This is a genomic window from Corynebacterium zhongnanshanii, assembly GCF_014490575.1.
Taxonomy (GTDB): Bacteria; Actinomycetota; Actinomycetes; order Mycobacteriales; family Mycobacteriaceae; genus Corynebacterium; species Corynebacterium zhongnanshanii.
Window position 1 is genome coordinate 2,121,633 of record NZ_CP061033.1, and the last position, 13,108, is coordinate 2,134,740.

The 13,108-nt window shown below is 63.4% G+C and carries 11 protein-coding genes; 6 read left to right on the forward strand and 5 right to left on the reverse strand.

Annotation, left to right across the window (positions count from 1 at the left end; translation table 11 throughout):
- Positions 1–55: 55 nt before the first annotated feature.
- Positions 56–1,321 carry an aspartate kinase gene (locus tag IAU67_RS09530; protein WP_151842872.1) on the reverse strand — a complete coding sequence of 422 codons (1,266 nt, stop codon included), beginning with the start codon at positions 1,319–1,321 and terminating at the stop codon, positions 56–58.
- 249 nt (positions 1,322–1,570) lie between these two features.
- Here IAU67_RS09530 and IAU67_RS09535 point away from each other — a divergent pair, with 249 nt between their 5' ends.
- The 6 genes from IAU67_RS09535 to IAU67_RS09560 all read left to right on the forward strand — a co-directional run bounded on the left by IAU67_RS09535 (position 1,571) and on the right by IAU67_RS09560 (position 8,994).
- A complete protein-coding gene (locus tag IAU67_RS09535) occupies positions 1,571–2,419 on the forward strand; it encodes a DMT family transporter (RefSeq protein ID WP_151842871.1) in 849 nt (282 codons plus the stop codon).
- 309 nt (positions 2,420–2,728) lie between these two features.
- Positions 2,729–4,543, forward strand: a complete 1,815-nt coding sequence (leuA, locus tag IAU67_RS09540; protein WP_151842870.1) for a 2-isopropylmalate synthase — start codon at positions 2,729–2,731, stop codon at positions 4,541–4,543.
- Between the two features lie 61 nt (positions 4,544–4,604).
- Positions 4,605–6,152 (forward strand): BRCT domain-containing protein, encoded by a 1,548-nt coding sequence (locus IAU67_RS09545; protein ID WP_151842869.1) that lies wholly within the window; start codon positions 4,605–4,607, stop codon positions 6,150–6,152.
- A gap of 126 nt (positions 6,153–6,278) precedes the next feature.
- Positions 6,279–7,553, forward strand: coding sequence for a MurT ligase domain-containing protein (locus IAU67_RS09550; RefSeq protein ID WP_151842937.1), 1,275 nt, complete (start codon positions 6,279–6,281; stop codon positions 7,551–7,553).
- On the forward strand, positions 7,553–8,455 hold the full coding sequence (locus IAU67_RS09555) for a type 1 glutamine amidotransferase (RefSeq protein WP_151842868.1): 903 nt from the start codon (positions 7,553–7,555) through the stop codon (positions 8,453–8,455). The genes IAU67_RS09550 and IAU67_RS09555 overlap by 1 nt, the downstream gene beginning before the upstream one ends.
- Before the next feature lie 26 nt (positions 8,456–8,481).
- Positions 8,482–8,994: a GNAT family N-acetyltransferase gene (locus IAU67_RS09560; RefSeq protein WP_151842867.1), complete on the forward strand. Its 513-nt coding sequence runs from the start codon at positions 8,482–8,484 to the stop codon at positions 8,992–8,994.
- 20 nt (positions 8,995–9,014) lie between these two features.
- On the opposite strand, the gene IAU67_RS09565 is transcribed toward IAU67_RS09560, so the two are convergent.
- The 4 genes from IAU67_RS09565 to IAU67_RS09580 form a co-directional block, all read right to left on the reverse strand.
- The gene (locus tag IAU67_RS09565) at positions 9,015–9,467 is read right to left on the reverse strand and encodes a DoxX family protein (RefSeq protein WP_151842866.1); all 453 of its coding nucleotides are present in this window, start codon (positions 9,465–9,467) and stop codon (positions 9,015–9,017) included.
- A 40-nt stretch (positions 9,468–9,507) separates the two neighbouring features.
- On the reverse strand, positions 9,508–10,173 hold the full coding sequence (gene recR, locus IAU67_RS09570) for a recombination mediator RecR (RefSeq protein ID WP_151842865.1): 666 nt from the start codon (positions 10,171–10,173) through the stop codon (positions 9,508–9,510).
- Between the two features lie 52 nt (positions 10,174–10,225).
- Positions 10,226–10,540: a YbaB/EbfC family nucleoid-associated protein gene (locus IAU67_RS09575; RefSeq protein WP_151842864.1), complete on the reverse strand. Its 315-nt coding sequence runs from the start codon at positions 10,538–10,540 to the stop codon at positions 10,226–10,228.
- Between the two features lie 90 nt (positions 10,541–10,630).
- Positions 10,631–13,093 carry a DNA polymerase III subunit gamma and tau gene (locus IAU67_RS09580; protein ID WP_151842863.1) on the reverse strand — a complete coding sequence of 821 codons (2,463 nt, stop codon included), beginning with the start codon at positions 13,091–13,093 and terminating at the stop codon, positions 10,631–10,633.
- Positions 13,094–13,108: the final 15 nt, after the last annotated feature.

Genomic DNA, 13,108 nt, shown 5'->3' on the forward strand with positions numbered 1-13,108 from the left:
CGGTTTTTTGGCGTTTTGGTCGAACAATTTGCAGATGTGCAATTAAGAGGGAGACCTAGCGGCCGGTGCCGGCGTACACGGTAGCTTCTTCGTCGCCACCCAGCTGGAAGCGCTCGTGAATAGCCACCACGGCGGTATCCACGTCCGTGTCCCGGATCAGCACGGAAATGCGGATCTCGGAGGTGCTGATCAGCTCGATGTTCACGCCCGCATCGCGCAGCGCTTCACAGAAGTCCGCCGTCACGCCAGGGTGGGACTTCATGCCGGCGCCCACCAGGGACACCTTGCCGATGTGGTCGTCGAACAGCACGTCCTGCCAGTCAGCCTGGTTGGCCAGCGCCTTCAGCAACTGCATCGCGCGGGTAGCGTCCTCGCGCGGGCAGGTGAAGGTGATGTCCGTGCGGTTGTTGTCGATCTTGGACACGTTCTGCAGAACCATGTCGATGTTGATCTCTGCGTCTGCCAGAGCGCGGAATACCTTAGCCGCTTCGCCTGGGCTGTCTGGGATGCCCAGAACGGTGATTTTTGCTTCGGAGCGGTCGTGTGCCACGCCGGTGAGTACTGCCTCTTCCACGGGAATGTCCTCCATTGATCCGGTTACTAGGGTGCCGATGTCGGTGCTGTACGAGGAGCGTACGCGCAGGGGCACGTTGAATGCGCGCGCGTATTCCACGCTGCGGAGCATCAGTACCTTTGCACCTACGGCTGCCATTTCGAGCATTTCTTCGAAGCTGATGGTGTCCAGCTTTTGGGCATCTTTCACGATGCGGGGGTCTGCGGTGTACACGCCGTCCACGTCGGAGTAGATTTCGCACACGTCGGCGTTGAGTGCGGCGGCGAGTGCTACGGCGGTGGCGTCGGATCCTCCGCGGCCGAGTGTGGTGACGTCGCGGGTTTCGCGGTTCACGCCTTGGAATCCGGCGACTAGGCAGATTTTGCCTTCGTCGAGGGCTTCTTGGACGCGGCCGGGGGTGACGTCCACGATGCGTGCGTTGCCGTGACGTTCGGTGGTGAGCACGCCGGCTTGGGATCCGGTGAAGGATTGTGCTTCGGCGCCGAAGGATTCGATGGCCATGGCGACGAGTGCGTTGGAGATGCGTTCGCCGGCGGTGAGCAGCATGTCCATTTCGCGCGCAGGTGGGACGGGGTTGACTTGCTCGGCGAGGTCGAGCAGTTCGTCGGTGGTGTCGCCCATGGCGGAGCAGACGACTACTACGTCGTTGCCCTGCTTTTTGGTCTCTACGATCCTTTCGGCTACCCGTCGGATGCGTTCCGCGCTTTCTAGTGAGGAGCCGCCGTATTTTTGGACGATGAGCGCCACAGGGGTCCACCTTTCGATGTTGTGTGCGGGTTGGGTCTACATAGTTAGGTCTAGATTACTGTGTCTGGTGTGAGTTGGGTAGCGCGGGGCTGGGTTTTTATTCCTTTTTATCCAACGCCGGGCGCGCGTCTCCACCGCCGTCTCTCCTATCCCCCGCTGTCCCATTTTTCACTTTCTGCACACTTTTCACATCTGTATCACGCGTGTCTAGTGTTATTCGTTCCTCAAGGCAACTACGCTACCTAAGCGATGTTTCACAACAATGCGCTGGCAGTCCTCTTTGCGCTGGGCTCTGCCCTGACGATCGCGTGGGGAACTGTGGTGCGCCATCGCATTGCGAGAGCTGCGGGCGAGAACCGCTCGAACGCCATCATGGATGCCGTGAAGGTTCCCCTGTGGTGGGTCGGTGTGTTCAGTGCGCTGTTTGGCTACTTTCTGCAGATCATCGCGCTGTCTTTTGGAACGCTGTTGATTGTGCAGCCTATTTTGGTGCTGTCCTTGATGTTCACGCTTCCGTTGTCTGCGAAGTATGACGGCTTGCGCATCTCCAAGTCGGAGACCGCCTGGGCAGGACTGTTGACCGTCGCCGTGGCGGTGCTGGTGATCCTGGGGAAGCCGAAGCCCGGCAAGACGGAGCCCGATCTGGACATTTGGCTGTGGTGCATCAGCATTGGGGTGGGCATCATGCTGCTGATTTACGCCCTGGCGGTGCGCCAAGCGCCGTGGGCGCGGGCACTGCTGCTGGGCTCTATTACCGGCGCGATCATGGGCTACTTGGCGGTGCTGTCCAAGGCTGTGGTGAACATCTTCGGCGCTTTTGGGCTGGTTGCACTGTTGCAGTCCTGGGAGATCTACGGCTTGATTATTGCCGCGGCGTTGGGCACGGCGGTGCAGCAAGCGTCCTTTAACGCAGGCCCACTCAAGAACTCCCTGCCGGCCATGACGGTGGTCGAGCCGATCGTGGCGTTTATCTTGGGGTACATCGTTCTGGGCGAGAAGTTCCAGGCCGATGGAGAGCAGTGGATCTATCTGGGTCTTGCGATTGCGACGATGGTGGGCTCCACCATCATTTTGTCCCGGAAGTCCGTGAAGGCGTGAGCCTCACGGCCTGAGCGGCAGGGCGTTAAGCGCAGCGCGCAGCGCCGTAGCACCCCTCCATGAGCCGCAGCACCCCCATGAGGAGCACCCGTGCACCCCATGCGCACCGCGGATTAAGCAAAAAAGTGTGACGTGCGCTATAGTAGTCAGCATGTTGACGCCAGCGCGCACTCTCCTTCTGTGCCGCGGCGGGGCTCAGGTCTAAGACATCAACGACCGGCACCCCGTCGCGGAGTTTGCTGTGCCGGTCGGATTCTTACACCCTCGTACACGTTTCGTACACCCTCGTAGTCAAGGAGCCCCAACACCGTGTCTAACGACAGCTTCATTTCCGCACCAGCCCGTATCACCAAGCCCGAAGGCGAGATCCCTTCCGGTCAGCCCGCATGGAACAAGCAGCGCAACTCCACCATGCCGAAGAAGCGCTACGTGCCCTTCTTCGAAGAGGTAGACCACATCACCCTGCCGGATCGTACCTGGCCTGATAAGACCATCGACCGCGCTCCTCAGTGGTGCGCCGTGGACCTGCGCGACGGCAACCAGGCCCTGATCGACCCCATGTCCCCCGAGCGCAAGCGCCGCATGTTCGAGCTGCTGGTCAACATGGGCTACAAGGAAATCGAGGTGGGCTTCCCCTCCGCGTCGCAGACTGACTTCAACTTCGTACGCGAGATCATCGAGAACAACATGATCCCGGAGGACGTGACGATCCAGGTTCTGGTGCAGGCTCGCGAGCACCTGATCCGCCGCACGTTCGAGGCCTGCGAGGGCGCGAAGAATGTGATCGTTCACTTCTACAACTCCACCTCCAAGCTGCAGCGCCGCGTGGTGTTCCGGAAGGATAAGGAAGCCATCAAGAAGCTGGCGACGGATGCGGCGGAGCTGATCAAGGAGATCGCGAAGGACTACCCGGACACCAACTGGCGTTGGGAGTACTCCCCTGAGTCCTTCACGGGCACCGAGGTGGAGTACGCGAAGGAAGTCTGCGACGCAGTGGTGGAGATCATGGATCCCACCCCAGAGAACCCGATCATCCTGAACCTGCCGTCCACGGTGGAGATGATCACCCCGAACGTGTATGCGGATTCCATTGAGTGGATGCACCGCAACATCAACCGCCGTGACTCTGTGATCATTTCCCTGCACCCTCACAATGACCGCGGCGAGGGCGTTGCTGCCGCCGAGCTGGGCTACATGGCAGGCGCGGACCGCATTGAAGGCTGCCTGTTCGGCAACGGTGAGCGCACTGGAAACGTGGACTTGATTACCTTGGGCCTGAACATGCTGACCCAGGGTGTGGATCCCCAGATCGACTTTTCCGATATTGAGCAGATCCGCCGCACGGTGGAGTACTGCAACCAGTTGCGCGTTCCAGAGCGCCACCCGTACGGCGGTGACCTGGTCTTCACGGCATTCTCTGGTTCCCACCAGGACGCGATCAATAAGGGTATTGACGCGCTGGCGGCGTCGGTCCGTGAGGGGGCCACGGCGAAGGATGTCACGGACGAGGAGCTGCAGGAGAAGCTGTGGGAGGTTCCGTACCTGCCGATCGACCCGAAGGACATTGGCCGTTCCTACGAGGCCGTGATCCGCGTGAACTCTCAGTCCGGTAAGGGCGGCGTGGCGTACATCATGAAGACGGATCACGGCATGGATCTGCCTCGTCCGATGCAGGTGGAGTTCAGCTCTGTGGTCCAGGCTGTGACGGATGCCGAGGGTGGCGAGGTCAACTCCAAGGCCATGTGGGACATCTTCGCTGGCGAGTACCTGGATCAGCAGAAGCCCATCGAGGCCATCAGCGTGACCGTGGAGGGTGCCCAGTCCGAGGGTGATGACGCGAAGGTCACCGCCCAGATCGAGAAGGACGGCGAGGTGCACAGCATCCAGGGTCACGGAAATGGTCCGGTGGCTGCGTACTGCAACGCGCTGGAGTCCTTGGGCATTCAGGTCGAGGTGCAGGAATACTCGCAGCACGCCCGTACCTCTGGAGACGACGCCGAGGCCGCCGCGTACATCCTGGCCGATGTGGATGGCCAGAAGGTCTGGGGTGTGGGTATCGCTGGGTCGATCACTCACGCTGGTCTGAAGGCCGTAACGTCCGCGGCCAACCGCGCCTTCAACTAAGAAGTAGCTGGGTGCCGGGCGATTGTCTGATCGCCCGGCACGGCACGTATCATTAGCCTTCATGACCTCTTCCCCGTCTTCCGCGTCCGAGTCAGAGCAGAACTCCGGATCTCGGGGTGCCCCGAAGCCTCGTGGTGCGCGGCAGGGTTCTTTGGGGACGTCGCGCCGCGGGGTGCGCAATGCTGGGCGCCACGGTCGTACCGGCCGCCAGGGACGTGAAGCGCATGCCGACCGCCACGTTCAGATCCCGTCCGTGGAGGAGGCTCCCGTGGTGTCCGTCAGCATCGCCACGACGGGCATTCACCCCACCACGGCGCGCATCGTTGCGATGTCCCTGGTGTTCTTCAGCGGGGAGTTTGATTACGACGACAGCGCCCTCACCGTAGGCGAGGAAGTCCTGTCCCTCACCCGCCGCTTCGACCCCGACGAGGATATCGGACCACAGCACATACACGGCTACACCCCAGATGACCTCCTGGAGGCCAAGGGATTCCACAGCAGCGCAGAGATGCTGCGCCGTGCCCTGGATGGCCGCACGGTCATTGTGCACCAGGCCGGCATGACGTGGGGTTTCATTGCCCAGGAGTTCCGCCGCGCACAACGCATCGCAGCTCGTCACCGCCGCAACCGCACGCGTGGTCGCGCGCCTCGGAAGGTGGAGACTCCTCAACCGCTGCACATTATTGACACTCTCGGCAGTGCGCGCAGGCAATCCATCGATTCGGTGGACCCTCGGCTTCGGGCGATTGCCGAGCAGTACCACATACAGGGTCACCCCAGCGTTGCAGGCCTTGAGGGGGCGATGATGCTGGAGGTGGGTGCGGCGGCGTCGGAAAAAAGGAATACAATCCCCGCCGACGATCTTCTGGAGGCCGACGCCCACCTCATCGCCCACCTGGCGCACATCCAGGTGCTCAACAGCGACGAATCGGACGGCATTGCCGTGCTGGATCCCAGCAACCTCATGCCGGACCAGTTCGGCATTCAGCGCTCCCACCAGCGCGTGCAGGCGGCGCGCGCCTCGCGGCGTTGGGTCAACCCCGGCGTGTGGACCCCCGGGGAGGCGCTGGTGCAGGGCATGGAGTTCGTCATCAGCCCGGACATCGCCACCAACCCCGACGAGCTGATCGAGAAGGCCACGGCCGCCGGGCTGGCGTATAGCGAGAAGCTGAATCGTCGCAGCTCCCTGGTGGTGTGCAATGAGAACTTCGATCTGCGCGGCAAGTCCATGCACGCGGAGCGTAAGAACATTCCGCTGATGCGGGACAGTGAGTTCCTTGAGCTGTTGGAGGATGTGCAGCCCGGGGAGCGCGAGCCGAAGCCGGTGCGGCCTGGCGCGGGCGTGCGGCCGAGGACGTCGTCTTTGTCGCACCGGGGTATGCGTCCGACGCAGCGCTCGGGGCAGGGCGGGCGCGGTCAAGGTGGTCGGAGCCAGGGTGGCCGCTCACAGTCCGGGCGTGGTCAGGGCGGCCGGAGCCAGTGCGGTCGGAGTCAAGGCAACCGCAATCAAGGAAACCGCACACAGGGCAGCCGCACCCGCGCCACCACCGCGAAGAAGAAGCCCGACATGCGGCGCAACCGCACCCACGGCCGCAACAATCGCACGTAAATCACGCGGCGGCCGCGTCGCCTCCAGGCCTCACCCACAAATCCCCGCCAATTGACTAGGGTGGGGAGAGTGACTGACAACCCTCTCCTCAACACGGTGAAGACGCTCCGTTCGCGCGCAGCAATCATGGCTGCAGACGCGGCGACGTGGGCGTCGAAGAAAACAGGGCGCGGCGCCGGCGGCATGATCGGCGGCCTCATCGCCGGGGCGATCGATCCGCACCTGATGAGCAACCTCGGGCCCGACAACAACGGCCGCCACCGCCCCACCGTCCTGGTCACCGGCACGAACGGAAAGTCCACGACCACGCGCATGCTCGCGGGGGCGGTGCGCAACGCGCGGAGCGTCGCCACGAACGAAGGCGGCGACAACATGGACGCCGGCGTGATTTCCGCGCTTCTGGCCGGCCGCGACCGGGACACCGTGGTGCTGGAGGTCGATGAGCTTCACGTCCCGAACATCGCGGACACGCTGGATGCGGACGTGCTGGTGCTGCTGAATCTGTCCCGTGACCAGCTGGATCGCGTGGGCGAGATCAACAAGATCGAGAATGTGCTGCGCGCCTGCGTGGAGTCCCGGCCGGACATGACCGTCATCGCGAACTGCGACGACGTGCAGGTCACGTCCGTGGCGTGGGATAGCCCGAATGTGGTGTGGGTGTCTGCCGGCGCCGGCTGGGCTGGGGATTCCACCAGCTGCCCGCGCACGGGCGGCCACATCGTGCAGACCCGCGACAGCAGCGGCCGCGTGCAGGATTGGCGTGCGGTGAAACCCCTGCCGGATGGTCGTGAATTCCGACGCCCCACGCCCCAGTGGTCCGTCGATGCGTCCGGGCTCCACACCCCAGAGGGTGACGATATTCCGCTGTCCCTCACCCTGCCGGGCGATGCGAACCGTGGTAACGCAGCGCAGGCCATCGCCGCGGCCCTCGCCCTGGATGTGGGAGTGGACCTTGGGGAGGCCGTGGCTGCGGTCTCTGCGGTGGATTCCGTGGCCGGCCGCTACTCCACGGTCCAGTTCGGGGACCACTCTGTGCACCTGATGCTGGCGAAGAACCCGGCGGGCTGGCAGGAAGCGCTGTCCATGGTGGATCGCACGGCCGACTCCCTAGTCATCAGCGTGAACGGCCAGGTAGCCGATGGGCAGGACCTGTCCTGGCTGTGGGACGTGCGCTTTGAGAACTTTGAGGACATTCACGTTGTCGCCGCCGGCGAGCGCGGCACTGACCTGGCTGTGCGCTTGGGCTACGCGGGCGTGGAGCACAACCTGGTGAAGGATACCGTGGAGGCGATCCGCTCCTGCCCCGCCGGGCGCGTGGAGGTTCTGGCTAATTACACGGCGTTCCGTGATCTGAAGCGTGTTGTGGATCGCGAGGGCCGCCCCTTGAATGGAGGACACTGATGACTTCCCTCAACAATTCTGTGACCATTGGGCTGATTTTGCCGGATGTGCTGGGCACGTACGGTGACGATGGCAATGCCTTGGTATTGCGCCAACGTGCACGGATGCGTGGCCTAGACGCGGAGATCCAGCCGATCACCCTGGGTGACCCCGTGCCTGACAACTTGAGTGTGTACACGGTCGGCGGCGGTGAGGACGTCGCCCAAATTCTTGCGGCGGAGCACCTCCAGTCCGATGGCGGGATCTTCGGCGCTGCGGAGGCAGGACGTCCGATTCTTGCTATTTGCGCTGGTCTACAGGTGTTTGGACATTCTTTCCGGGCGTCGGGCCGCATGGTCGATGGGCTGGGGCTGCTGGATGCCACCACGTCCTCGCTGGAGAAGCGCATGATTGGCGAGATTGCGTCCACGCCTGCCGGTAGTACTACAGGCGGTACTGCACGTGGCACTACCAGCGGTACTCGGAGTGACACTACCGGCAGTACCGAACTCACACCGTCGGAACGCATTGTCGCGCAGCTGACGGATCCCTTGACCGGCTTCGCAAACCACATGGGGGCCACGATCCTGGGCCCGGCCGCCAAGCCCCTGGGCAGGATCACCCGTGGAACTGGAAATACCGACGCCCACGGCGCATCACTCGCCGCCTCCTCTCACAGTGGCAGCGCAGATGTGTCGCAGGACAACCTCTCGAAGCAGGTGGCCTACGAAGGTGCAATCCAGGGGTCCGTGCTGGCCACCTACATGCACGGACCAGCCCTGGCGCGTAACCCCCAATTGGCAGACGCCATCCTGGCAGAAGCCCTGGGCACCACCATCGACCAGCTACCGGAGATGACCAGCAGCTTCGCTGAGCAGCTGGACGGCGAGGTGCGCCGTCTGCGCTCGGAGCGCTTGGGATAAACACAGCCCTCAAGGAGAAACACACCATGAGCATCACGTTCAGACGCGCCACCAACGCCGACAGGGAGTTCATCCGCCAGATGAACCTGGAAACCGAGACGTGGGGCGACCCCACCAGGGAACTAGGTGAGAATTGGCGCGCGGACGAAGTGCGTTATGTGGACCACTGGTCGGAGGATCAGGGAGGTGTGATTGCGGAGGCCGGCGTCGAAGATGATGACGGTGCAGACCCCCAGGCGGCCGCATTGGGTGCGGCATGGCTGCGCTCGTTCACGGCGGAGGATCCCGGGCACGGTTTCCTCAGCGAGGATTACCCGGAGGTCGCGATTGCGCTGAGCCCCGCCAGCACGGGCAAGGGCATTGGGCGCACGCTCATGACCAAGACGCTGGATCTGGCGCGGGAGCTCGGTGCGCCGGGGGTGAGCCTGTGCGTGGAAGATGGCAACGACCGGGCGAAGCACCTGTACGAGTCGATCGGGTTTGAGCACGTGCGCAGGGACAGCACCGGCAGCTACTTTGTGATGCTGTACCGGTTCTAGGCTCGGATATCTCTCGTCAGCTAGTTCGCGCTGGATCCGAGCCGCAGCACACTGCGCATCATGGGGATCTGCATCGGCACGCGCGCCACTGCAATGGCCTTGGCGGTGGTGCTGATCTTCGGGTTGCTGGTGGCGAGGTAGTCCACCATCATCTTGATATTGCCCGGCCACACGCCCGCCAGGAAAATCGCCGTGGCGGGGCCGACGACCGTGTGCAACGTGCTCCGCAGAGCAGGAACCGTGGCCGTGGTAAGGATCGACGCCCCCAGCCCTATCTCCATCACCCCACTGGCTAGTGTCCAGTCTCGTCGGGTGCCGGGCAGCTGCGCAGGCACGAGGGAGTCGAACGGTTTCGGCTTCACGAAGTGCAGCACGCCTGCGCCGAGGAAGACGCTGGACCACACGGCCACGCGGGCAATGTCCGAACGGTCGAGTGCTGATGTGTTGCGGGAGGTGAGAGTGCGTTTATTCATGGGCGTGTGTATCCATCGGCGCGTTTGTCTCTGTCGTTTCTTAGCTTCCCACGATGGTCCGGCCAGCGAACGCGCGGGACAGCGTGAGGTCATCCACAAACTCCAGGTCGCCTCCCATGGGGATGCCGCTGGCCAGCCGGGAGACGGTCAGGCCGGGGAAGTCCTTAAGCAGGCGGCCCAGGTAGCTTGCGGTGGCTTCGCCTTCGGTGTTGGGGTCGGTGGCGATGATGACTTCGGTGACAACTGGGGCGTCGTCGTAGACGGTGTTGCCGTGCTCGTCGGGTTCGGTGAGCGCAACGTCTGGCAGGGCGCCGCCGAGGCGTTGAACAAGCGCGGTGACGTTGAGTTCCTTGGGGCCGATGCCGTTGAGAGGGTCGAGCGCGCCGCCGAGGACGTGGTAGCGCCCGCGGTATTCAGCGGTGCGCTCGATGACTTGGATGTCTTTGGATTCTTCGACCACGCAGACCAGGCTTTTATCGCGGCTGGAGTCCGCGCAGATGCGGCAGACGTCCTCTTGGGAAATGTTGTGGCAGATACGGCAAAACGCCACTCCACCTTGAAGGCGTCCCAATGCTGATTGGAAGCGCTCAAGGTCTTCCGGCTCTACCTCCAGCAGGTGCAGCGCGATGCGCTGGGCGCTTTTCGGGCCGATGCCGGGGAGGCGGGAAAACTCATCAATGACGTCTTGAAGGGGGCCTTCGAACATAGCGATTCTTCACCGGCACGCAAGGATTGTGCCGGTGGTCAGTGAGAGTGGGTTAGAGGCCCAGGGAGTTCATGCCCTGGGACAGTGGGCCCATCTTCTCTTCGGCGAGGCTCTGGAGGTTCTTGTTGGCGTCCACGAATGCGCCGATGACCAGGTCCTGCAGGGTTTCTACGTCGTTGGGGTCCACGACCTGTGGGTCGATGCTCAGGGAGTTGATGGAGCCGGAGCCTGCCATTTCGATTTTGACGAGGCCGTTGCCGGATTCGCCGGTGACGGTGGAGCGCAGGATCTCTTCCTGTGCTGCCTGCAGCTGCGCCTGCATCTGCTGTGCTTGCTGCATGATCGCCTGCATGTCTGGCTGGGTCATTGTGTGTCCTTTCCACAAGAGTGTATTTCTTCCGACCACTGTACCTGTCCAGTCAGACACTGTGGTGTTCCGCGGTTCCGCGCGCCTGTCTTAGGTCACGCGGGTGCCGCCGAGGTAGGTTTCCACCATCTCGCTGGCAACCTCCAGCGGCCGCCGATGGTCTGCCTGACCTGTGCCTTTGTCCAGCTCTTCGACGTAGTGTTGTTCTTCCTGTTCCCGCGCCTGCTCGGCCTCGCTGATGCTATTTTCCCCCGACGCCGAAGCGCCGTATTCTGGCGGCGCCGCGTTAAAGGCGGCGTCGTCATAGTCGGGGTCAGCGGGGGGCTCGTCGGGAAGGGGAACGTCACCAAAGCCGTTGGCGCGGTTGTACTCCACCTTCTCCTGCGCCTTTTTCATGCGGGCGCGCCAACCGGATTGGGGTTGCTGGTCCGCCTGGGTCTCCTCGCCGGGTGCTGAGGAGGTAGCGTTCTGTTGCCGGTTCTTCAGCCGGTCGCGTGCCTGCTCGCTGGGCCTTTTGGCGTGGGATTCCGCCATCGCGCGCGCCCGCTCGAGGGCGCTGAGCGGCCGCGATGATGGGGCAGGATCAGGCGCTTGCTCCGAGGTCTGCTCTGGTGCCGGTGTCTCGCTCTGAGTCTGCGCAGAGGCCTGCTGTGCTGCTGGCGCCTGTTGCTGAGCCTGCTCTGGAGCAGGCTCAGCTTTTCCCGAGGGCTCACCACCCTTCGCAGGCTCCACGCGCGTGCCGCCCACGAACGCGACAACGCGAAGATCAGAGTTGTTCTGCGCTGGATCGCCCTGTGCACTACCGCTCTGCGCTTGAAGGGCTCGCTGGAAGGCCTGCTGCGCTGCCTCAGTGGAGATGTAGCGCGCCAGGGCCAGGGTGCTGTGGTCCACGTGAAGTTCACCGGCAGTGCCCTGCTCATCCCGCGCTGTGGCGGAGCGTGCAGCGATCCACACATCCAGGCTGTCTTCCTTCAACGCCGCGAGCGTGCTCTGCCACAGCGCTGCGTAATCCTGAGTGGACTCCGGCTTAGCAGCCTGCTGCTCCGAAGTTGGCTGCGCTGGGCTCTGCTGTGGTCCCTCTGACTCTTGTGCCTGCGGCGCCGGTACCGATGAGCCTTGTGGCTCTGGACGGCGCGAGCGGCGATTGCGGTCCATGATCTCCCGCGCCCGGCGCGCCTCGGAGATCTTGGGGTCCTCGTTCGCATCCTGTGATGTGTTCTGTGGCGTAGCCTGTGGCGTTTCCTGGGGACCAGTGCTCTCAGTACTACCCACCGCGCTGCCCGATGCTTCACTCTGCGCCCGGCGGCGAGACGGCCGTTCGAAACGCCGCGAGCCTTCCCGGCCTCCAGCCCCAGCAGCAGCTCCAGCAGCGCGAGCGCTAGCGCCGCCACCCGGCGCCACCCCAGCACCAGACTCCAGCGCCTCCACACGCTGCGCCAACGCCTCCACCGTCATGCCCGCACCCGGCAACGCAATCCGCGCACACAGAATCTCCAGCAACAACCGAGGAGCCGTCGCACCCTTCATCTGCGCCAAAGACTCATTCACCAAGGACGCACACCGCGTCAACGTCGCCTGCCCCAGCGCATCTGCCTGTGCGGTCAAACCGTCCTGAGTTTCCTTGGGGACGTTCACGAGACCGCGCGCATAGGCGTCGGGCACAGATTGGATAATCATCAGATCGCGAAAACGATCCAGCAAATCCTCAGTGAATCGGCGCGGATCGTAGCCTGCCTCGATGACATCATCGACCACGGTGAACAGGCCAGACTGGTCCTGCTGCGCCACCGCCTCCACGGCCCGGTCAATCAAGGACGCATCCGTCACACCCAGCAGACCCAACGCCCGCTGATACGTCACACCCTCCGGGCCGGAACCAGCCAAGAGCTGATCCATGATGGACAAAGAATCACGCGGCGACCCGCCACCGGCGCGCACCACCAGCGGATACACCGCATCTTCCACTGGCACGCCCTCATCCTCCATCACGCGGGACAGCAGGCTGCGCATGTCCGGCGGTGTGAGCAGACGGAACGGGTAATTGTGGGTACGGGAGCGGATCGTGGTCAGCAGCTTCTCCGGCTCCGTGGTGGCGAAGATGAAAATCAGGTGCTCCGGCGGCTCCTCCACGATCTTCAACAGCGCGTTAAACGCCTGGTGGGTGATCATGTGCGCCTCGTCCAGAATGATGACGCGATAGCGGGACTCCGCCGGCGCGAAGTATGCCGATTCCCGCAGCTCACGCATGTCATCCACGCCGTTGTGGGTGGCGGCGTCCATCTCCACCACATCGATGTGCCCCGCACCGCCCGGCGCGAGGGCCACGCAAGAATCGCACACGCCACACGGAGTGGACGTGGGGCCTTGCACACAGTTCAGGGAGCGCGCCAAAATGCGGGCCGAGGAGGTCTTGCCGCACCCGCGGGGGCCGCTGAACAGGTAGGCGTGATTGATCCGCCCGTTGTCGAGCGCGATGGACAGCGGCTCGGTGACATGCTCCTGGCCGACCACCTCAGAAAAACTGGACGGACGATACTTCCTATACAGCGCCACGGTGACTCCCCTCCC